Source organism: Longimicrobium sp., assembly GCA_036389795.1.
Taxonomy (GTDB): domain Bacteria; phylum Gemmatimonadota; class Gemmatimonadetes; order Longimicrobiales; family Longimicrobiaceae; genus Longimicrobium.
Window position 1 is genome coordinate 1 of sequence record DASVWD010000105.1, and the last position, 22071, is coordinate 22071.

Sequence of the window (22071 nt, forward strand, 5' to 3'; positions counted from 1 at the left end):
TGGCGCGACCTCACCGAGAACGTGAACCAGCTGGCCGGCAACCTCACCGTGCAGCTGCGCGACGTGTCCGCCGTGGCGACGGCCATCGCCGACGGCGACCTGACGCGCAAGATCACCGTGGAGGCGCAGGGCGAGATCCTCCAGATCAAGGAGGTGATCAACTCCATGGTCGACCGCCTCTCCGTCTTCGCCGACGAGGTGACCCGAGTCGCGCGCGAGGTGGGCACGGAGGGCGTGCTCGGCGGGCAGGCGGAGGTGCCGGGGGTGGCCGGGACGTGGAAGGACCTCACCGACTCGGTGAACTTCATGGCGTCGAACCTCACCGGGCAGGTGCGCGACATCGCCCAGGTGACGACGGCCGTGGCGAACGGCGACCTCTCGCAGAAGATCACGGTCGAGTTGAAGGGCGAGATGCTGGAGCTGAAGAACACCATCAACACGATGGTCGACCAGCTCAGCGCCTTCGCCAGCGAGGTGACGCGCGTGGCGCGCGAGGTGGGCACGGAGGGGAGGCTCGGCGGCCAGGCCAAGGTGGAGGGCGTGGCCGGCGTGTGGCGCGACCTCACCGAGAACGTGAACCAGCTGGCCGGCAACCTCACCGTGCAGCTGCGCGACGTGTCCGCCGTGGCGACGGCCATCGCCGACGGCGACCTGACGCGCAAGATCACCGTGGAGGCGCAGGGCGAGATCCTGCAGATCAAGGAGGTGATCAACTCCATGGTCGACCGCCTCTCCGTCTTCGCCGACGAGGTGACGCGAGTCGCCCGGGAGGTGGGCACGGAGGGGAGGCTGGGCGGCCAGGCCGAGGTGCCCAACGTGGGCGGGACGTGGAAGGACCTCACGGACTCCGTGAACTTCATGGCGTCGAACCTCACCAACCAGGTGCGCAACATCGCCGACGTGACCACCGCGGTGGCGCGCGGCGACCTCACGCGCAAGATCACCGTGGACGTGAAGGGCGAGATCCTGGAGCTGAAGAACACCATCAACACCATGGTGGACCAGCTCTCCGCCTTCGCCTCCGAGGTGACCCGCGTCGCGAGGGAGGTGGGGACGGAAGGCGTGCTGGGCGGGCAGGCGAACGTGCCGGGGGTGAGCGGGACGTGGAAGGACCTCACGGACTCCGTGAACTTCATGGCCAGCAACCTCACCAACCAGGTGCGCAACATCGCCGACGTGACCACGGCCGTGGCGCGCGGCGACCTCACCCGCAAGATCACGGTGGACGCCAAGGGCGAGGTGCTGGAGCTGAAGAAGACCATCAACACCATGGTGGACCAGCTCTCGGCCTTCGCGAGCGAGGTGACCCGCGTGGCGCGCGAGGTGGGCACCGAGGGGCGGCTGGGCGGGCAGGCCAACGTGCCGGGAGTCGCGGGGACGTGGAAGGACCTCACGGACAACGTGAACTTCATGGCCAGCAACCTGACCAACCAGGTGCGCAACATCGCCGACGTGACGACCGCCGTGGCGCGCGGCGACCTGACGCGCAAGATCACCGTGGACGTGAAGGGCGAGATCCTGGAGCTGAAGAACACCATCAACGTGATGGTGGACCAGCTCTCGGCCTTCGCCAGCGAGGTGACCCGCGTGGCGAGGGAGGTGGGCACGGAAGGCGTCCTCGGAGGTCAGGCGAACGTGCCGGGGGTCGCCGGGACGTGGAAGGACCTGACCGACTCCGTGAACTTCATGGCGAGCAACCTGACCAACCAGGTGCGCAACATCGCCGTGGTGACCACGGCCGTCGCCAACGGCGACCTCTCGCAGAAGATCACGGTGGACGTGAAGGGCGAGATCCTGGAGCTGAAGAACACCATCAACGACATGGTGGACAGCCTCCGCATCTTCGCCGACGAGGTGACCCGCGTGGCGAAGGAGGTGGGCACCGAGGGGAAGCTGGGCGGCCAGGCCGAGGTGCCGGGCGCGGCGGGGACGTGGCGGGCGCTCACCGACAACGTGAACGCCATGGCCAACTCGCTCACCGCGCAGGTGCGCGCCATCAAGGACGTGGCCACCGCGGTGACCGAGGGCGACCTGACGCGCATCATCACGGTGGAGGCGCGCGGCGAGCTCGACGAGCTCAAGCGCAACGTCAACCAGATGATCGCCAACCTGAAGGAGACCACCGAGAGGAACCAGGAGCAGGACTGGCTGAAGACCAACCTGGCCAAGTTCAGCCGCATGATGCAGGGGCAGAAGGACCTGGAGTCGATCTCGCGCCTGATCATGTCGGAGCTCACCCCGCTGGTGGGCGCGCACCACGGCGCCTTCTTCCTGGGCGAGGACGAGGGCGGGATGCAGCTCAAGCTGATCGCCTCCTACGCCTACAAGCACCGGAAGCACGTCGCCAGCCGCTTCCGCCCGGGCGAGGGGCTGGTGGGCCAGAGCGCGCTGGAGAAGAAGCCGATCCTGCTGACCGGGGTCCCCGACGACTACATCGTGATCTCCTCGGGGCTGGGCGAGGCGCCTCCGCGCAACATCATGGTGCTCCCGGTGCTCTTCGAGGGCGAGGTGAAGGCGGTGATCGAGCTGGCCTCCTTCCTCCCCTTCTCGCAGATCCACCAGGTGTTCCTGGACCAGCTGGCCGAGAGCGTGGGCGTGGTGATCAACATGATCGCCGCCAACATGCGCACCGAGGAGCTACTGCAGCAGTCGCAGAAGCTCACCCAGGAGCTGCAGAGCCAGTCGAAGGAGCTGCAGACCCAGCAGGAGGAGCTGCGCCGCACCAACGCCGAGCTCGAGGCGCAGGCCAGGACCCTCAAGGCCAGCGAAGAGGCGCTCCGCGACCAGCAGGAGGAGCTGCAGCAGGTCAACGAGGAGCTGGAGGAGAAGGCGAGCCTGCTGGCCGAGCAGAACCGCAAGGTCGAGCAGAAGAACGCCGAGGTCGAGGCCGCCCGGCGCGAGCTGGAGGACAAGGCCCAGCAGCTGGCCCTGTCCTCCAAGTACAAGAGCGAGTTCCTGGCCAACATGAGCCACGAGCTGCGCACCCCGCTCAACTCGCTGCTCATCCTGGCCAAGCTGCTGGCCGACAACAAGGAGGAGAACCTCACCGAGAAGCAGGTGGAGTACGCCAACACCATCCTGGCCAGCGGCACCGACCTGCTCAACCTGATCAACGACGTGCTCGACGTCTCCAAGGTCGAGGCCGGGAAGATGGAGATCAACCCGGCGGACGTGTACGTGAAGGACGTCACCAGCTACGTCGAGCGCACCTTCCGCCCCGTGGCCGAACAGAAGGGCCTGGCGCTCACGGTGAACGTGGAGACCGACGTCCCCGAGACGCTGTGGACCGACGGGCAGCGGCTGCAGCAGGTGCTCAAGAACCTCCTCTCCAACGCGTTCAAGTTCACGCACGAGGGCGGCGTGACCATGACGGTGCGCAAGGCCGACAAGAGCCGCCGCTTCCAGAACCGCACGCTCGACGAGGCCGACGCGGTGATCGCCTTCGCGGTGCAGGACACCGGGATCGGCATCCCCAAGGACAAGCAGCGGCTCATCTTCGAGGCGTTCCAGCAGGCCGACGGCACCACCAGCCGCAAGTACGGCGGCACGGGGCTCGGGCTCACCATCTCGCGCGAGATCTCGCGGCTCCTGGGCGGCGAGATCCGCGTCGAGAGCGCCGAGGGCGAGGGGAGCACCTTCACCCTCTTCCTCCCGCGCGAGTGGCCGGGCGACGGCGGCGCGGACGATGACGACGACGACGGCGGCGGCGACTTCCCCACCCCGATGGCGGGGCCCCAGGCGCCCGCCCGCCGCGCCGCGCGGCCCGCCCGCCCGCGCCCGGCGGCGGCCGCCGCCGACACGGCCGAGACGGCGCCGCCCCGGGTGGAGCGCCGCCGGCGCCCGCGCGACCCCGAGGCGGTGGGGATCCACGACGACCGCGCCTCGATCGAGCCGGGCGACCGGGTGGTGCTGATCGTGGAGAACGACGCGCCGTTCGCGCGCATCCTCCTCGACATGGCGCGCGAGAAGGGGTTCAAGGCGCTGGTGGGCCTGGACGGCGAGACCTCGCTCGAGCTGGTGCGCGAGTACCACCCCGACGCCATCACCCTCGACATCGACCTCCCCGGCATCGACGGGTGGACGGTGCTCGACCGGCTGAAGCACAGCCCCGAGACGCGGCACATCCCCGTGCACATCGTCTCTGCCGTCTCCAAGCGGCAGCGGGGGCTGCGCCAGGGGGCCCTGAGCTACCTGGAGAAGCCGGTGAGCAAGGAGGCTCTGGACGCGGCGTTCGAGCGCATCTCCAACTTCCTGGCCGACGGGGTCAAGCGCCTGCTGGTGGTCGAGGACGACGAGACGCAGCGGAGCAGCATCATCGAGCTGGTGGGCGACGAGGACGTGGAGATCACCGCGGTGGGCAGCGCCGAGGAGGCGCTCCGCGAGCTGTCGGCCAGGCACTTCGACTGCATGGTGCTGGACCTGGGGCTGGAGGGCACCGACGGCTTCCGGCTGCTGGAGGAGGTGAAGGGGAACGAGGCGTACCAGGACCTGCCGATCATCATCTACACGGGGAAGGAGCTCTCGCGCGAGGAGGACACGCAGCTGAGGCGCTTCGCCGAGACCATCATCGTGAAGGACGTGAAGAGCCCGGAGCGGCTCCTGGACGAGACGGCCCTGTTCCTGCACCGCGTCGAGGCCAAGCTCCCCGAGCAGAAGCGGCGCATGCTGGAGCGGCTGCACAACGCCGACGGCGTGTTCGCGGGGAAGAAGGTGATGATCGTGGACGACGACGTCCGCAACATCTTCTCGCTGACCAGCGTGCTGGAGAGCCAGGGGATGAGCGTGGTCTTCGCCGAGAACGGCAGGGACGCGCTGGAGCTGCTCAAGGCGCACCCCGACGTGGACCTGGTGCTGATGGACGTGATGATGCCCGAGATGGACGGCTACGAGACCACCCGGGCCATCCGCGAGACGCCGGGCTTCGAGAACCTCCCGATCATCTCGCTCACCGCCAAGGCCATGAAGGGCGACCGCGAGAAGTCGATCCAGTCCGGCGCCTCGGACTACATCACCAAGCCCGTGGACACCGACCAGCTGCTGTCGCTGATGCGGGTGTGGCTGTACCGGTGAAGTGCGAAAGTGCGAAGTGCGAAAGTGCGAAAGTGCGAAAGTGCGAAAGTGCGAAAGTGCGAAAGTGGTTGGCGCGGAGGCGGCGAATCGTAGGGGCGAGGCATGCCTCGCCCGTGGTGGCCTTGCGCGGATGCGGACCGGACGCGCGGGAGGTCGCCCCCCGGAGTCCGCGCAGGCGGACCTGGCGCAGTTGTAGCCCCCGGTTTCAACCGGGGTACTCCCGGATGACCGGTCCGCGGCTGAACGGGCGGGGAAGCCCGCCCGAGACGGAGGTATGACGAGCGAGAGCGACGTGCAGGAGCAGGAGACCCGGGCGGACGAGGAGGAGCGCCCGCAGGGGCGCCGGCGCGACGACCGGGAGGGCGCGGCGCCCGCGCGGGTCTCGCGCGCGGAGGCCTCGCTCCCCGACACGCCGTCCGACTACCCGAGCGACCTGGAGCGCGTGGAGGTGGAGCTGCTGCTGGAGGGGGTCTACCGCCACTACGGCTTCGACTTCCGCTCCTACGCGTACTCCTCGCTCAAGCGGCGCCTGTGGAAGCGCATCCACGCCGAGGGGCTGAAGACGGTGAGCGGGCTGCAGGAGCTGGTGCTGCACGACCGCGACGCCATGGAGAGGCTCCTGCTGGACCTCTCCATCAACGTGACCGCCATGTTCCGGGACCCGGGCTTCCACCTGGCGTTCCGGCAGCAGGTGGTGCCGATCCTGCGCACCTACCCGTTCGTCCGCATCTGGCACGCCGGGTGCTCGACGGGCGAGGAGGTGTACTCGATGGCGATCCTCCTGCAGGAGGAGGGGCTCTACGAGCGCGCCCGCATCTACGCCACCGACATCAACGAGATGGTGCTGCAGCGCGCCCGCGCCGGCATCTTCCCCCTGGACAAGATGCAGGAGTACACGCAGAACTACGTGCGCGCCGGGGGAGCCCGCAGCTTCTCGGAGTACTACACGGCCCTGTACGACGGGGCGCTCTTCAACGCCTCCCTGCGCAGGAACGTGGTGTTCGCGCAGCACAACCTGGTCACCGACGGCTCGTTCGCCGAGTTCCACGTGATCCTGTGCCGCAACGTGATGATCTACTTCGACCGCGACCTGCAGAACCGCGTGCACGACCTGTTCTACGCTTCTCTGGTGCCGCTCGGCATCCTCTGCCTGGGGGGGAAGGAGACGCTCCGCCTCACCCGCTACGAGGACCGCTACGAGCCGCTCAACCTGAAGGAGAAGATCTACCGGAGGCTCGGCTAGTGGAGACGCCGGCGCCCGGGTACCGGTTGATCGTGGTCGGGGTCTCGGCCGGGGGGCTCTTCGCGCTGCGCACCCTGGTGGCCGGCCTCCCGGAGGGCTTCGACATCCCCGTGGCCATCGTGCAGCACCGGAGCCGCGACTCGCTGCTCCTCTGCGACCTGCTGCAGGAGTGCTCGGCGCTGCCGGTGGGCGAGGTGAGCGACAAGGAGCAGATCGCCCCGGGGCGCGTCTACGTGGCCCCGCCCGACTACCACCTGCTGGTGGAGGAGCGCGGCTGGTTCGCGCTCTCCACCGACGAGCCCGTGCGCTACAGCCGCCCCTCCATCGACGTGCTCTTCCTCTCCGCCGCCGACGCCTACGGGCTCGACACCATCGGCGTGGTGCTGACCGGCGCCAACGCCGACGGGGCGCGGGGCCTCAGGCGCATCGCCGACGCCGGGGGCCACGCCGTGGTGCAGGACCCGGCCACGGCCGAGGTGAGGATGATGCCGCAGGCGGCGCTCAAGGCGGTCCCCGAGGCGTGCGTGCTCGCGCTGGAGGAGATCCCGCGCCACCTGGCCGCCATCCGCGGCCGCCGCCTGCCCCCCTGCCCGGCGGTGCCCCGGTGAGCGGCGAAGGGCGGCGCGCCTCGATCCTGCTGGTCGACGACCGGCAGGAGAACCTCCTGGCCCTGGAGGCGATCCTGGAGCCGATGGGGCACGAGCTGGTGCGCGCCGGCTCGGGCGAGGAGGCGCTGCGGCAGGTGCTGCTGAAGGACTTCGCCTGCATCCTGATGGACGTGCAGATGCCGGGGATGAACGGGTTCGAGACGGCCGAGACCATCAAGAGCCGCGAGCGGAGCCGCTTCACCCCCATCATCTTCCTCACCGCCATCAGCAAGGAGGACGAGTTCGTCTACCAGGGGTACTCGGTGGGGGCGGTGGACTACATGTTCAAGCCCTTCAACCCCGACATCCTGCGCTCGAAGGTGGCCGTCTTCGTGGACCTGTACCTGAAGACGGAGCAGCTCAAGGAGCAGGAGCGGCGGCTGCGCGAGGGCGAGCGGCGCGAGCTGGAGCTGCAGCACCGCACCGAGCTGCTGGAGAGCGAGGCGCGCCTGGCCGAGATCGTGGACTCGGCGCTGGAGGCCATCGTCACCTGCGACGGCGACCGGCGCATCACCCTCTTCAACGCGGCCGCCGAGCGGATGTTCGGCATCCCGGCCGCCGACGCGCTGGGGCGGCGGCTGGACGACCTCTTCGAGGAGAGCTTCCGCGGGGCCGAGCTGGACCGCGTGTGCGTGGAGGCCGCGCGCCAGCAGCCCGGGCGCGGCGGAGACGGCGACGGCGGGGCGCCCGAGCCGCCGCGGAGCCTCGCGCTCACCGGCGTGCGCGCCGGCGGCGAGACCTTCCCCGTGGAGGCGTCGCTCTCGTGCCTGGAGCTGGAGAGCGAGCGCGTGTTCACCATGATCGCGCGCGACGTGTCGGAGCAGAAGCGGCACGAGGAGGCGCTCCGGCAGCAGGCGGTGTCGCTGGCGCGCACCACGGCCGAGCTGCAGCGGGTCAACGAGCAGCTGCAGGCCCGCCAGCTGGAGCTGGAGACGGCCATGAGCGCCCGGAGCCGCTTCTACGCCTCGATGAGCCACGAGCTGCGCACCCCCATCAACGCCATCCTGGGGTACAGCTCGCTCCTGCTCGACAACATCTACGGGCCGCTGAACCCCGAGCAGGCGCGCGGGATCGAGCGGGCCAACAAGGCGGCCCGGCACCTGCTGGAGCTGGTCAACGACATCCTGGACCTCTCCAAGATCGAGGCCGGCAAGCTGGAGCTGGAGATCCAGCCGGCCACCTTCCCCGAGCTGATCCACGAGCTGTTCGTGACCGTGCGCCCCCTGGCCGACGAGCACGGCTCGGAGCTGGCGCTGGAGTACACGGGCCACGAGCCGGTCACCGTGATCACCGACCCGCGCCGGGTGCGGCAGATCCTCTTGAACCTCCTCTCCAACGCCATCAAGTTCGGCGAGGGGCGGCCGATCACGGTGAGCTGCCGGCCGCGGGACGACGGCGGGGTGGAGGTGGACGTGTGCGACCGCGGGATCGGCATCCCCGAGGAGGACCTGGACAAGATCTTCGACGAGTTCGTGCAGCTCTCGCAGCCCAACCAGCACCAGGGCACCGGGCTGGGGCTGCCGATCTCGCGCCGCCTGGCCAAGCTCCTCTCCGGGAGCCTGGAGGTGGAGTCGCGGGTGGGGGAGGGGAGCACCTTCACGCTCACCCTCCCGCCCAAGGTGGACGACCCCGCCGCGCTCGCCCACGAGATGGCCATGCAGACCTCGGTGACCGGGTCGGCGGCGTAGGCGCTCCGTCCCCGCCCGCCGCTGCGGCCGGCTTCCTTTCCCCTCGTCCAACGACTCCGGCTTTCGAGCCCACAGGCGCGTGCACATGACCGTGGCGACCTGCCAGGACAGGCGACTCCCGTGGTACTTCGCCGCGACGGCGTACGTCTACGCCGCGAACGGGCTGGTCATTGCCGGCGCGCCTTTCCGATCGGCGGGCCAGTGCGCCGCCGTCGCCGTGAACGTCGTGGTGTTCGTCGCCTTCACGGCGTGGCTCGCGCTCGGGCGGACCGGGTGCGGCGTGCCCGGGGCCACCCTGCTGTCGGGCGCCGCCGTGCTCGCCGCGAACGCGGTCGTGAAATCGGCGGGCCTGCTCGGGGTCCCCGGCATCGTGGTGTGGGACACGGATCCGCCGCAGGTGGTCGCAAGCGCCGTGTTCGACCTGGTGCTCTGGGTGGCGGTCACGACGCTGGCGGCCGGCGTCGTGGCCGTGTGCGCGAGGCTGCTCTCCTGGCTCGGCGGGAGAGTCCTTTCACGCTGACCCTCCCGCCCGGGTGGGCGCCTGGGCTTCGGCTGCCAGCGGGATCATGCCATGAACGAGACCGAGCCCGGTACGAGGCTCTCCGGGCGATCCGCGAGGCTGGACGGGCGCCCCTGCTCCCGGGCGCGTTCGGTCCTGACGCGGATCGGTGCCTGTGGGCTCGTCCTGCTGGCCATGGGCTGCCGGGAAGCGAGCCGCCCGGAGGCGCCGCCGGCGCAGGCCTCGACCTCCTCCAACCGGCTTGCGCCCGCGACCGGGGCGGTGCTTCCCACGCAGGCCGGCAGGACGCTCCTGAGGCAGTGCACGCGCTCGACCCCCTGGGGAGTCGTCGGATTCTGGTCTCCTCCACGCGACGTGATCGACGAGATCGAAGCGCTGCTGCCGGCCGTGCTGGACAGCGTGTTCCGGCGCGCGCCCCGGTCGCCCGAGCAGAGCGCCTACTACCGGCAGTACACAGGCATCACCCGCTGGACCGGGAAACACACGGTGTACGTGAATGCGTTCCATCGCGAGCACCTGGACGCGATCAACGGGATGCGCTGGCAGATCTCCGGGGGCCAGCTGCAGCCGGCGGCCGGAGCCGACACCATGCGCTGGCGGACGAGCCCGGTTTCCGTGTGTGATGGTGGGCTGATGTTCTGGGGGATCGAGTACGATCCCGGCGCGAGGCGGTTCGGGCGGCTGGAGTTCAACGATCGGTGAACTGCGGCTGCGAGGACCGAATCCCGAGGGCGCTCGGATACACTGGATGGCGGCGTCGTCGTTCCCGCAGTCCGGGAGCCTGGTACGATGCTGGCGGTCCTGCTGCTCGTGGCGGCGTGCGCGCTGCTGCGCGATCGCACCACCGTGGCGGAGGTGGACGAGCTGATCCGCGCCAGCCTTCCCTGGGGCTTACCTCCGACAGCGGCTACGTCGTCTTCGTGCCCAGGGGACGCCATCGCGCGCGGGACCTGCTCGCCATGCGCTTCCAGCGCGCAGGTGCGGCGTGGCGCGTGCGGTACGTCGGGTTCCAGGAGCCGAGACACCGCTAGCGGTGACGAGGAGGGTGCCGGGAACGAACGAGCCGGCCGGAGCGCATCGACGTCGCTCCGGCCGGTTCTCGATTTCTGCCATCCGTCGGACCTGATCTTCAGCCCCCCGGCGGCGGAGGCGGAGGAGGCGCGGGCGCGGGCGATGGAGCCGGCGCAGGGGCCGGAGGCGGCTCCGGCGCCGGCGCGGGAGCCGGAGCGGGCGCCGGGGGAGGCGCAGGTGCCGGAGCGGGCGCCGGCTGCGGCTGCTGCCCGGGGCGCGGCTGCTGCTGGCCTTCCGGGCGCGGGCGCTCGGGGCGGCCCTCGCCGCGGGGGCGGCCCTGTCCGCCCGGGCCGAACCCGCCGCCGCCGGGGCCGCCGAAGGGGCCGAACGGGTTGCGCAGCGCCGCCGGCACCCGCCGCCACTGCTCGGGAGTGAGCACCTTCTGCGCGGCGTCGAGCGCGGCCTGCACGTTCTGCCGCGCCCGGTTCAGCTGCGGGCCGATGCGCTGGAAGATCGTCTGCGGGTCGGGGTTGGCGCCGGCCGCCTGCACCGCCGCGCGGATCTCCTCGCGCACGGGATCGTTCTTCGCCTTCACCGAGTCGACGATCGTCTGCAGCCGCGCCGCCTGCTCGTCCGTGATCCGCAGCGTGTCGCGCAGCAGCAGGATCGCCGAGACCGGCTCGGGGATCAGGCGGTCCAGCAGCGCGTCGACGTCCACCCCGCCGCCCTGGCGGAAGATCCCGCCGAACCCTCCGCGGTCCCCACCGCCGCCGCCCCCTCCGCCGCCTCCCCCGAACCCGCCGAGGGCGATGGCCCCCAGCCCGCCGGCGAAGCCGCCGCCCTGCTGCTGCCGCCCCACGTTCAGCCGCGCCGAGAGCTGCACCTGGAAGGGCGAGAAGCCGGTGCGCCGCGTGCGCTGCTCGCCGAACTGCTCGTTCACCTCGTAGACGAAGCGCCGCTCCACGGGGTCGAACCCGCGCGGGTACAGCAGCGTCTCGTCGCGCCCAAAGCCCTGCTGCCCCCAGCCGTGCAGCCCGTCCTGTCCGTGCAGGAGCAGGTCGAGCCCCGCGAACAGGTTCTGCGCGTCGAGCGAGATGGAGAGGCGCCGGCCCAGGCGCGGCAGCTCGGGGCGGAAGGTGCCGCGCGCGTCCAGCGTGGTGAACCAGGGCCCGCGGCACGAGTTGCGCCCCGCGATGCGCCCCGCCTGGGAGCGCAGGCAGTCGGCCACCCGGTCGTCCGCGCCGGCCAGCAGGCGCGCCATCCCGTTCGCCAGCGCCGTGTCGTACGCCGTGGCCGCGTCGAAGACGAAGGCGCGGTCGTTCCTCACCCCGTCGCCGTTGATGTCGCCGCCCACCATGGGCGTGAACGGCTGCCCCGACGTCGCCCGGCCGATGAAGGTGAGCTCCACCGCCTGCGAGAGCGGCAGCCCCGCGGTGAGGATCACCTGGTGGCGCCGCTCCAGGTCGCTGGTGGCCCACTCGCGCACGTTGGGGTCGCCCGCCACCGGCACGTTCTGGAAGCCGAACTGCGGCGAGCCGCCCGAGAACGACGACTGGTCGCGCGAGCGCATCCAGGTGTAGCTGGCGCTGAAGAGCACGCGCGGCCGCGGCAGCAGCCCGTTGACGCCGAGCGTCACCTGCGTGGTGGTGGAGCGCAGGTTCGAGTCGATCTCGAAGACGTGCGCGAGCTCCTGGTCGCGCCGCGAGGCGAAGAACGCCACCTCGCCCGTGGTGGGGACGATTGCGCCCGCCGGGACGTAGACCGGGCGGTTCCCTTCCGCCGGGAGGGTGATCGGCGCGTCGGGGCGCAGGTTCAGGTCGCGCACGTCGAAGAGGGCCACCCCCCACGCCTGGCTCAGGTCCACCGAGAAGCCGAGCGTGCGCCGCACCTGGTTCTGCAGGCCGAGCGACGCCCGCCACGAGCGCGGCGCCGAGAAGCCGTCGCCGAACACCGACACGTTGGGCCGACGGGGGACGCCGACGCCGGGGCCGCCCGCCGCGCAGGTGGTGGGGATGGTGGACGGGTCGGCCGCGTACGCCGCCCAGTCGGGGGTGGGCACCGCGGGGCCCACGCACACCAGCTGGCTCTCGCTCCCCTCCAGCCCCGTCTGGTCGAGCGCCGTGGCGTAGAGCGAGAACGGCGCGCGCCCGCGGAACTCGCCGAAGCCGCCGCGGACGATGCGGAGCGGCTCGCCCTGCTCGGAGAGGCGCCAGGAGAAGCCGGCGCGCGGGCTCAGGTGGAGCTCCGCGGGAAGACGGTCCGTCCGCCGCCCGAAGAGCTGCTCGACCCGCGGGTTGAAGGCCGGCTCGTCGTCGAAGCGCGAGGCCTCCGCCCGCAGCCCGAAGGTGAGCTGCAGCTCGGTCCTCGGCCGCCAGGTGTCGCCCAGGTAGATGGCGGCGTTGATCCCCCCGCCCTGGGTGACGCGCGGGGTCAGCGTGCGGGTGAAGCGCGACGGGAGCCCCGCCGCGAAGTCTTCCAGCGAGGCGAACTCGAACGAGCCCAGCCGGTTGAACGTCGACTGCTGCTCGAAGCCGGTGTGGTTGACCAGCCCGCCCAGCTTGATGCGGTGCTGGTCGCGGAAGAGGAACGACAGCTCGTTGGAAAGCTCCAGCACCGTCTCGCGCGTGTTGGTGGGGAGCGAGCGGTCGCCACCAAAGGCCAGCGTGGCCACCCCGCGCTCGCCGTCGGGGAGGGTGGAGCTCACCCGCACGCGCCCCTCGGGGACCTGGGCGTAGGGGAGCTGCTCGCGCCGGTCCTCGGTGAGCGAGGCGCGCAGCTCGTTGATCCACCCCCCGCCGAAGCGGCTGGTGAGGGTGAGGATCCCGCCGCGGCTGTCGGTGTCGCTCTCGCCCCCGTTCTCCAGCGTCTCCAGGAAGCCGATGCGCGCGCGCTCCTGCCCCGACAAGTTCAGGTGCCCGCGCAGCGCCAGCGTGTGCCGCTCGTTCATCGCCCAGTCCACGCGGCCCAGGAGGGAGAGCGCGTCCACGGTGCGGTCGAAGCGCCCGGTGCGGCCGGTGACCCCGTACCGGCCCTGCAGGACGTCGAGGAAGCGGGAGACCGAGTCGGGCGAGACGCCCAGCGCCGTCACCGCGTCGGCGTCGCCCGGGGTGAGCGAGAAGAGCTGGTCGGTGCGCCGCTGGCCCGAGAAGGAGAGGTAGTAGAAGAGCTTGTCGCGCTTGATCGGCCCGCCGAAGCCGCCGCTGAAGCGGTTCTGGGTGAAGCCGCCCCCCCACTCCGGCCGCCCGGCGCCGCCCTGCAGCGTGGGGTCGCGGAGCTGCCAGTTGAACGAGCCCGAGAAGTTGTTCGTCCCGCTCCTCGTCGTCAGCGCCACCTGGCCGCCGGCGAACTGGCCGCGGGCCACGTCGTAGCTGTTGGTCACCACCTGCGTGCCGCGCAGGCCCTCCTGCGGCAGCGACAGCGGCGAGCCCCCGCCCGCCTGCCCGCCGGTGAGCGCGCTGGCGAACGAGGTGCCGTCGAGCGTCACCTGGTTGAGCGACTGGCGCTGGCCGGCCACCGAGAACGAGCCGCGCTGCTCGGTGGAGTCGGCGCTGGTGGTGGCCACCACGCCGGGGGAGAGGGTGGCGATGCGCGCGGGGTCGTTGTCCTCCAGCGGGAGGCGGTTGACCAGCTCGCTGGGGACGAAGCGCTCGGTGGAGCCCGCGTCGCCGCGGCCCGGGGGCGGGGTGCGCTGGGCCGTGGCCTGGATCCCCTGCAGCTGGATCGCCTGCTCGCCCAGGCGGAAGTTGGCGGTGAGCACGTCCTCGTCGGCCGTGCGCTGCAGGTTCATCGTGGCGGGCGCGAAGCCCAGGGCCACGGCGCGCAGGCGGTACTGCCCCCCACCCTCGGGGAAGACGATGGTGTAGCGCCCGTCGGCCCGCGTGGTCGTCGTCCGCCGCACGCCGGACTCGACCGAGACGGCCTCGATCTGCGCGGCGGCCACGGGCTGGCCGCTGGCGTCGGTGACGCGCCCGGAGATCACGTCGGTGGTGACGCCCACCTGCGCGGCCAGGGCGGCCGGCGCCAGCAGGGCGGCCAGGAGTGTCAGGAGGCTGCGGATCGTGCGCATCGGCTCTCACTGCTTCGGCGCCCGGAGCGGGGCGCCGAATCGGGTTCGTCTGGGGACCGATCCCCAGCCAGGGCAACGGGTTGGATCGGACCGGAGCGGTACCACTACACGGCGCGTGCCGCGAGCGTTGGAGTCGTTCGTCACCCCCGCATTCCAGGATCGTGACAGCGCCGTTACAGGACCCGGGTACTATCAGGCGGTGAGATCGTCCGGCCGTCCGTTCCGAGAGAGGTGAGCCTTGCCGAGCGCTTTCGCGCAGCAGCAGATTCCCGGCGCCTTCAGCGGGCCGATCGGGGCCGATCCCGCTCCCCGGCGCACCGGATCTCCCAGGATGAGCGAGACCCACATCCTGGTGGTCGACGACGAGCCCGACATCTCGGCGCTCGTGGCCTACCACTTGGCGCGCGAGTCGTACCGGGTGCGGACCGCGTCCAGCGGCCCCGAGGCGATCCGCGCGGTGGAACTGGAGCGCCCCGACCTGGTCGTGCTGGACCTGATGCTCCCCGGGATGAGCGGCCTGCAGGTGCTGGAGGAGCTGCGCCGCCGCCCCGAGACGCAGGAGATCCCGGTGATCCTGCTCACCGCGCGGCGCGAGGAGCAGGACCGCATCACGGGCCTCAGGCTGGGGGCCGACGACTACGTGGCCAAGCCGTTCAGCCCGCAGGAGCTGATCCTGCGCGTGGGGGCGGTGCTGCGGCGGGTACAGCAGGCGCCGCCGCCGGGGAAGGGGGGCAAGGTGGTGCGCGTGGGCCCCTTCACGGTCGACTCCGGCGCCGCGCGCGCCGAGGTGGACGGGCGGGCGCTGGACCTGACGCCGACGGAGTACCGGCTGCTGCTGACGCTGATGGAGCGGCGCGGCCGGGTGCAGAGCCGGCGGCAGCTGCTGGAGGCGGTGTGGGAGGTGACGGCCAACATCGCCACGCGCACGGTGGACATGCACGTGCAGCGGCTGCGCAACAAGCTGGGCGACTTCGCGGAGTGGATCGAGACGGTGCGGGGGTTCGGGTACCGGTTTCGCACGGAGCCGCCGAGGGGATAGTGCGAAGTGCGAAGTGCGAGGTGCGAAGTGCGACGAGGCCGGTGGGGATCGGGGATTCTCACCGGCTTCCGTGCATTCCTGGAGATGTGGGGTAACACCTGGAGATGTCATCCCGAGGGGCGCGGTGGCGACCCGAGGGATCTACTCCGCCCCCGCTGGTGGGTCGCTCTCGCCGCGAAAGCCCGCTGAGCACGATCCGGGGCGGCGATCCGCGCGGGTGGCCCAATGCGGGTGAACCCGCGGCTGGAACGACGGGAAGCCTGCCTGCGCAGGCTGCGGGGAGGAGATCCGCGCGGACGGGCGGCTCGCGGCGGGGTGAGTAGATTCCTCGGTCGGCCCCGGACTTCGGTGGCGGACGCGGGTTCGATGCGGGCCTCCCTCGGAATGACATTCGAAGGGAGAACGTACGTCGTACTCCGTACCTCGTACCGGGCGTTTTCGCACTTCGCACCTCGCACTTCGCACTTCGCACTCATCCGTCCCGTGCACCTTCGCGCCGACCAGAAGCTCTTCCTCAGCTACCTCGCGGTGATCGCGGCGGTGGTGGTGGCGCTCACGCTGGGGGTGGGCTCCATGCTCCGGCGCCACCTCGCCGGGATGGTGGCCGACGACATGCGCCGCGAGCTCCTCCTGGCGCGCACCATCGAGGAGCAGAACCCCGCGCTCGAGCCCGACTCCATGGCCGACTGGCTGGGGCGGGTGAGCGGCCGGCGCGTCACCATCATCGCCCCGGGCGGGCGCGTGCTGGGCGACTCGGAGCGCGACGGGCGGGCGCTCGCCGCCATGGAGAACCACGGCGGCCGCCCCGAGGTGCGCGAGGCGTTCCAGGGGCACCTGGGGCGCGACGTGCGCGTCAGCACCTCGATCGGCGCCGAGTACCTGTACCTGGCGGTGCCCGCCTCCACCGGCCCGGTGATCCGCGTCTCCGTCCCCCTGCGCGAGGTCAACCGCGCCGTCGCCCGCGTGCAGCGGGGGATCTTCGGCGTGGGCGTGGTGGCGCTCGTGCTCACCGGCGTCCTCTCCTTCGGCTTTTCCCGGCTGGTCACGCACCCCGTGCGGCAGATCGCGGCGGTGGCGCGCGCCATGGCGGCGGGCGACCTCTCGCGCCGGGCGCGGACGCGGCACCGGGACGAGCTGGGCGAGATGGCCGACGCGCTCGACACCCTGGCCGGCGAGCTGCAGCGGCGGCTGGGGCAGCTGGAGGGCGAGCGCGCCGAGATGCAGGCGCTCATCGACAGCATGGCCGAGGGCGTCATCGCCGTCGACGCGCAGGGGCGGGTACGGCGCGCCAACCCCGCCGCCCGGCGCATGTTCTCGCTCGCCGGCGACCCGCGCGGGATGACGCCCGAGGCGGTGGCGCGCCGCCCCGGGTTCCTGGAGGTGGTGGGGCACGCGCTGGCGGGACAGGCCGTGCACCCCGCCGAGCTGGCGCTGGACGGCCGCCACCTGCTGGCCACCGCCCAGCCGCTCCCCGGCGGGGGCGCGGTGCTGGTGTTCCTCGACGTGTCGCAGCTGCGGCGGCTGGAGGACGTGCGGCGCGACTTCGTGGCCAACGCCAGCCACGAGCTGAAGACGCCGCTCACCGCCATCCGCGGCTTCAGCGAGACGCTGCTGGACCCCGAGCTGCCCCCCGAGCTGCGCCGCCAGTTCGCCGACACGGTGAAGACCAACGCCGACCGCCTGCAGCGCATCGTCGACGACCTGCTGGACCTGTCGCGGCTGGAGTCGGGCGGGTGGCGGGTGGAGCCCGAGATCGTCTCGGTGGCCGAGATCGCCCGCGACGCCTGGTCGGGCTTCCGCGACCGCGCCGGGCAGAAGGGCGTGCGCTTCGCGGCCGCCGTCCCCCCCGAGGCGGAGTTCGTCCACGCCGACCCGGCCGCGCTGCGCCAGGTCTTCAGCAACCTCTACAGCAACTCGCTGCGCTACGTCCCCGAGGGCGGCGGCATCGAGGTGGGCGCCGAGTGCGTGGACGACGCGCACGGAGGGAAGGGCGCGGCGGACGGCGGGGCGGGGGCGTGGGTGCAGGTCTCGGTGCGCGACACCGGCGCGGGGATCCCCTCGGCGCACCTGCCGCGCATCTTCGAGCGCTTCTACCGGGTGGACGCGGCCCGCTCGCGCGAGGAGGGCGGCACGGGGCTGGGGCTCGCCATCGTCAAGCACATGGTGGAGGGCCACGGCGGCACCGTCCGGGCCGAGAGCCGGCTGGGCCAGGGCACCGTCATCCGCTTCACCCTCCCCGCCCCCGACGAGCCCGACCTGCCGCCCGAGCCGCACGCTGGCGAGCCCGCCGAAGCCGGCGCGGAGCCGGGCTGACTTTCATCGCGATCCGATCGGGGTGATTCGTAGGGGCGAGGCATGCCTCGACCGGCGGATGCCGGCTCGTGTTCGGCAGACCGCCCTTTGCGCCGACGCCGCCCATGCTCGGACTCGCATGCCCGCCCCTACGAACTTCTCCGGTCCGGCGCCGGCTCCCTGCGAGACTCCTCGTCACCTGGATGCCCGGCGAAAGATTGCGGAACGGACGCGCGATCGTTTTACTGTCCCGTTACCGGGCCGTGATTGCCCGATGGTCGTCGCCCGCTAGCCTCATGGCGATCCGCCCCGGGTCCTCCCGCGGCAATTCCGAAACATCCGCAAGGGAAACCGCCCGCATGCCCGTGCGACATCGCGGTGCAATCGCCGTTACGTTCGCCCTGCTCGCCTCCGCCACACGCCTGGCCGCCCAGCAGACGCCCACGGGCGTGGTGCTGAAGAGCGGCGCGGCCGAGATCACCCTCAACGGCCGCGTGCACACGCAGTTCAACACCACCAGCGTCGACGACGAGCCGGCCACGCTGATGGAGCTGCGCCGCCTGCGGCTGGAAGTCACGGTCAGGGTCAACGACGTGGTGAGCGGCAGGATCCAGCCCGACTTCGCGCCGGGGAACCGGGTGGTGATGAAGGACGCCTACCTGCGCCTCGCCTTCGACCCCGCCTTCGAGATCCTCGCCGGGCAGGCGAACCGCCCGTTCAGCCCCATCCATCTCACCAGCTCCAACCGCATCCTCCCCATCGAGCGCGGCGTGCGCATCCGCGGCCTGGACGACGCGTGGGACGAGTACAACCTGGTGAGCGGGCTCGGCTACGCCGACCGCGACGTGGGCCTGCAGGTGCTGGGCTCGCCCCGCGGCGCGCCGCTCGGCCTCAGCTACCAGGCGGGCTGGTTCAACGGCCCCGCGCGGGGGGAAACGGGGAGTGAGAGCACCTACCAGCTCGGCGCGCGCCTGGCGATCCACCCGCTCGAGCGGCTGCGCGTGGGCGCCGCCTGGAGCAGCCGCGACTTCGTGCTCGCCGACAGCCTGGCCCTCCCCGGGGGGCTGGAGCGGACCGAGCGCGGCAGCGCCTGGGAGGTGGACGTGGAGCTCGGCGCGTACGAGCGCCCGGGGCCGCACCTGGTGGCCGAGGCCGCGTTCGGCGACTTCGACCCGCACGCCGACGCGCGCTTCTTCGGCGCGCAGGCGTGGCTGGCGTACCGCACCGACTCGGTGGGGACGAAGATCAGCGCCGTCGAGCCCGTCTTCCGCATCAGCTACGGCGATCCCGACGTGGACGACGAGGCCGCCGTGGAGGGCGGCGGCACGCTGCTGACGCCGGGGATCAACGTCTACCTCGGCGGGCTGAACCGCGTGATGTTCAACTGGGACTTCTGGAACCCGCTCTCCGGCCGCAGCGAGAACGGCTTCAGGGCGCAGTTCCAGCTCGCGTTCTGAAGTACGAAAGTACGAGAGTACGGAGTACGGCGGGGCGGGCCCGGTCTCCGGGTCCGCCCCGTCTTCGTCCAACCTGTTGCAATCCGTTTGCGGATGCGCTATAGGTGTCGCGACCCCTTTTGTTTCCCCAGCGCGGAGGTACTGCTGTGAAGGAGACGGAGACCCTGCGAGGCTCAGCGTCCGGCGAGGCTCCCGCCCGGCGGCCGTGGTCCCGGCCTGCGCTCGTCCTGTTGCCCCGACTGACCGAGCTCACGCTGCAAACCGCGCCCTTCGTGGGCAGTCTCAGCTCCACCGGCAAGTTCGTCCTCCCCGACGACGGCTCGCGCCTGGCCTGAGATTCCGCCACGTCCCGGTGCAGGAAGACGTCCGGAACAGGGCCCCTCACGCCAGCGCCGGCGTGAGGGGCCCTGGTCCGTCGTCCGATACGGGGACGCGCCGTGGCGTGATCGGAATCCCACGAAGATCGGTCCTGCCTGTACTTCCCGCGTTGTCGGCCGCATGATTGTGGATCGGAAGAAAATCGTTGCTGCCCGAAGCTCATCACATTATATGTCGTGAACTACCAATGACGCGTCGGCTCCGGGTCCCGCTCGGGCTCCGCCCCCGCGCGTCTCCTCCGCAGCTTCCCACCAGGAGGACTCCATGAGGCGACTCACCATGCTGGCGGCCGCGCTCGCCCTCGCCGCGTGCAGCGACGGCACGCTGCCGGAAGCGCGCCAGGCTCCCGCCGCGCCGGCCGGCGAAGCCCGCGGCCCCGCGGCGTCGCGCGCGATGGACCCGGAGACCCGCGCGCTCCTGGACGCCGCGCGCAGGGAGTCGCCCATCGACGCGAGCAGGCAGCTCCTGGTCGGCGTCCTCCAGGAGGGGAGGACGGCCGGCAGCCGCCTGGTGCTCTTCGACAACGGCTCGGCCAGCGAGGTCTACCGCTACCGGCGCGCCGGCGGCGGGTGGACGCGCGGCGAGCGGGTGAGCGGCGCCCTGCGGCCGGTCGGGGGCGGCGCGGGAGGCCCCAGCCTGTACGTGGCCCCGGCCCCCTACCCGAACCGCATCGCGGTGATCGGCAGCTCCGACACCTGGTACTCGGACAAGACCGCCACGGGGGACTACTCGTACAGCAAGTACTACAATACCCAGACCTACGCCTGGGCGGACTTCTACGAGGGGAGCAGCGTGGTGGGCGGCGCGCGGATGACCGTCACCTTCGCCGGGTGGCAGGCGTCGAACCTGCACTATTCCGGCTGCTCCTGGTGGGAGAGCTACGTCAAGTCGCCGGGGGTGTGGTCCATCTACACGGGCGGCTGCAAGGTGTACCCCTTCTACAGCAACCCCGGCATCTACACCTACGTCGACGCGAACTGGTTCGTCGCCTACTATCACCTGGAGGTGACGCCGGCGCTCACCGTCTCCGTCTCGGGGCCGTCGCTCGCGGACGTGACGGGGACCCGCACCTGGGAGGCGATGCCCGCCAACGGCGACGGCACGTACACCTACCAGTGGAGCGTGTACTGGTACAGCGACGGGACTACCCAGATGCTCGGCACCGGGAAGACCCAGTCGCTCTACTCCAACCCGCTCTGGGGCGACTTCAGCATTCGCGTGACCGTCACCTCCGCGGGACAGACCGCGTACGGCAGCAAGCACGTGTCGAGCGGGGAGCCCACCTGCAACCGGTCGATCTGCCCCCAGTGACCTCGCGCCTGGTGTGGCGGGATGGCTGCGAGGCGCGGTTCCGGCTCGCGTTCTGAAGTACGGAAGTACGGGGTACGAGGTACGGAGTACGACGTGCGCCGGGGCGGGCCCGTTCGGGTCCGCTCCGGCGCGCTCGTCTTCGCGGCCGGTTCGCTCAGCTCCGGCAGAGGGCGGGGTCCCACTCGCGCCAGGAGATCACCTCCTGCACCTGGAGCACCCGCGGGTACTCCGAGCGCCATTGCCGCGCCAGCCACGCGGGCGTGAGCGTGCCGCGCACCTCCACGTACACGCGTCTCACGCCCACCGCGGCGGTGTCCGCGCGCGGCCGGTTGGTCTGGGCGGTCGGGACGCCGCGCAGGTAGCCCTGCATCCCCCAGGTCACGTCCTCGCCGCAGGGGCGGAACTCGCTGAGGCTGGGCCCCGAGGCGAAGAGCCCGCGGTAGACGCGCAGCGCGTCGGGCGTGCGCGCCAGCGCGTCCGCTTCGCGGAACGCCCGCACGACGCGCGCGGCCTGCCCGTACTCCGGGCGGGGCCGGCCCTCGCGCGGGTTGGAGTAGTGGTACGTGCGGTACACGGCCCCGTCGCGCAACTCCACCGTCATGCTCCAGCCGTCGAGGTACAGGTAGCGCTCGGGGAGCTCGCTCTCGTCGGGGAGCGTCCACAGCCCGGCCGAGTCCGCCCGCGCCAGCACGCCCGCCCAGTCCGGGACCCGCGTGAAGAGGACCCGGCACGCCTCCATTCCGTCTCCCGTCGCCACCGGGCCGCACCGCCCCGCCACGTTGTAGCGGATCAGCGCCTCGTAGCGGGTGGAGTCCGGCTTCACCTGGTCCTGGTCCATCCGCCAGTAGTCGATCCGCTCCCCTTCCACCACCCGGCCGCCGCGCGTTCGGATGCGGTAGAGCTGGCGGGGGTAGCCCAGCGCGCCTCCCGTCCACAGCCGCACCTCGCGCTCGCCCGCGGGGAGCGGCGCCGAGCGCAGGGGCGCGAGCCCCGCAGCCTGCGCCGCCGCATCGAACTCGGGGAAGTAGAAGCGGGCCCACGCCGTGTCCGGCGGGATCGTGCCAGGCACGACCAACGTCGTCTGCGACGCCGTCGGCGCGGCGGCGAGCGCGGCGAGCGCGGCGGTGACGCAGGCCAGGACCACGGCGCGAACCAGTCTTCCCGTCATCGGCGCTCCCCGTCCGCAGGGTGATCGGGCTCCCGGCGGTGGGCGCCGGGCGTGCACACGCTGGAAACGTCTCGATCGATGCGGACCGGACATGGTCCTGGCTCGCCGGCCGCCGCAGGCGTAAGCTGGAGCGCTCGCGCCGACGCGGTGAGACAACTTCCCCTTTTCATCAGCGGATGAG

At 71.6% G+C, this 22071-nt stretch carries 12 protein-coding genes; 10 read left to right on the forward strand and 2 right to left on the reverse strand.

Annotated features, from left to right (window positions below; translation table 11 throughout):
• The 6 genes from VF746_14285 to VF746_14310 form a co-directional block, all read left to right on the forward strand.
• Window positions 1-5070, forward strand: a 5070-nt coding sequence (locus tag VF746_14285) for a HAMP domain-containing protein (GenBank protein ID HEX8693587.1), incomplete at its 5' end; no start/stop codon positions are given.
• Between the two features lie 274 nt (window positions 5071-5344).
• The gene (locus tag VF746_14290) at window positions 5345-6313 is read left to right on the forward strand and encodes a protein-glutamate O-methyltransferase CheR (protein HEX8693588.1); all 969 of its coding nucleotides are present in this window, start codon (window positions 5345-5347) and stop codon (window positions 6311-6313) included.
• Window positions 6313-6921, forward strand: a complete 609-nt coding sequence (locus VF746_14295; GenBank protein HEX8693589.1) for a chemotaxis protein CheB — start codon at window positions 6313-6315, stop codon at window positions 6919-6921. The genes VF746_14290 and VF746_14295 overlap by 1 nt, the downstream gene beginning before the upstream one ends.
• Complete coding sequence (locus tag VF746_14300) at window positions 6918-8648, forward strand: ATP-binding protein (GenBank protein ID HEX8693590.1); 1731 nt, start codon at window positions 6918-6920, stop codon at window positions 8646-8648. Before VF746_14295 ends, VF746_14300 begins: the two co-directional genes overlap by 4 nt.
• An 85-nt stretch (window positions 8649-8733) precedes the next feature.
• Window positions 8734-9168, forward strand: coding sequence for a hypothetical protein (locus tag VF746_14305; GenBank protein HEX8693591.1), 435 nt, complete (start codon window positions 8734-8736; stop codon window positions 9166-9168).
• A 51-nt stretch (window positions 9169-9219) separates the two neighbouring features.
• The gene (locus VF746_14310) at window positions 9220-9870 is read left to right on the forward strand and encodes a hypothetical protein (protein HEX8693592.1); all 651 of its coding nucleotides are present in this window, start codon (window positions 9220-9222) and stop codon (window positions 9868-9870) included.
• Window positions 9871-10297: 427 nt separating this feature from the next.
• Here the strand turns inward: VF746_14310 and VF746_14315 are convergent, their stop codons facing one another.
• Window positions 10298-14245: a carboxypeptidase regulatory-like domain-containing protein gene (locus VF746_14315; protein ID HEX8693593.1), complete on the reverse strand. Its 3948-nt coding sequence runs from the start codon at window positions 14243-14245 to the stop codon at window positions 10298-10300.
• Between the two features lie 331 nt (window positions 14246-14576).
• Between VF746_14315 and VF746_14320 the strand changes: the two genes are divergently transcribed.
• The 4 genes from VF746_14320 to VF746_14335 all read left to right on the forward strand — a co-directional run bounded on the left by VF746_14320 (window position 14577) and on the right by VF746_14335 (window position 20722).
• Complete coding sequence (locus VF746_14320; protein ID HEX8693594.1) at window positions 14577-15284, forward strand: response regulator transcription factor; 708 nt, start codon at window positions 14577-14579, stop codon at window positions 15282-15284.
• 483 nt (window positions 15285-15767) lie between these two features.
• Window positions 15768-17597 (forward strand): ATP-binding protein, encoded by a 1830-nt coding sequence (locus VF746_14325; protein HEX8693595.1) that lies wholly within the window; start codon window positions 15768-15770, stop codon window positions 17595-17597.
• A 338-nt stretch (window positions 17598-17935) separates the two neighbouring features.
• Complete coding sequence (locus tag VF746_14330) at window positions 17936-19033, forward strand: porin (GenBank protein HEX8693596.1); 1098 nt, start codon at window positions 17936-17938, stop codon at window positions 19031-19033.
• A gap of 642 nt (window positions 19034-19675) precedes the next feature.
• Entirely contained in the window at window positions 19676-20722 is a 1047-nt protein-coding gene (locus tag VF746_14335) for a hypothetical protein (protein ID HEX8693597.1), read from the forward strand.
• Between the two features lie 154 nt (window positions 20723-20876).
• On the opposite strand, the gene VF746_14340 is transcribed toward VF746_14335, so the two are convergent.
• Window positions 20877-21890: a hypothetical protein gene (locus VF746_14340; GenBank protein HEX8693598.1), complete on the reverse strand. Its 1014-nt coding sequence runs from the start codon at window positions 21888-21890 to the stop codon at window positions 20877-20879.
• Between the last annotated feature and the right edge of the window lie 181 nt (window positions 21891-22071).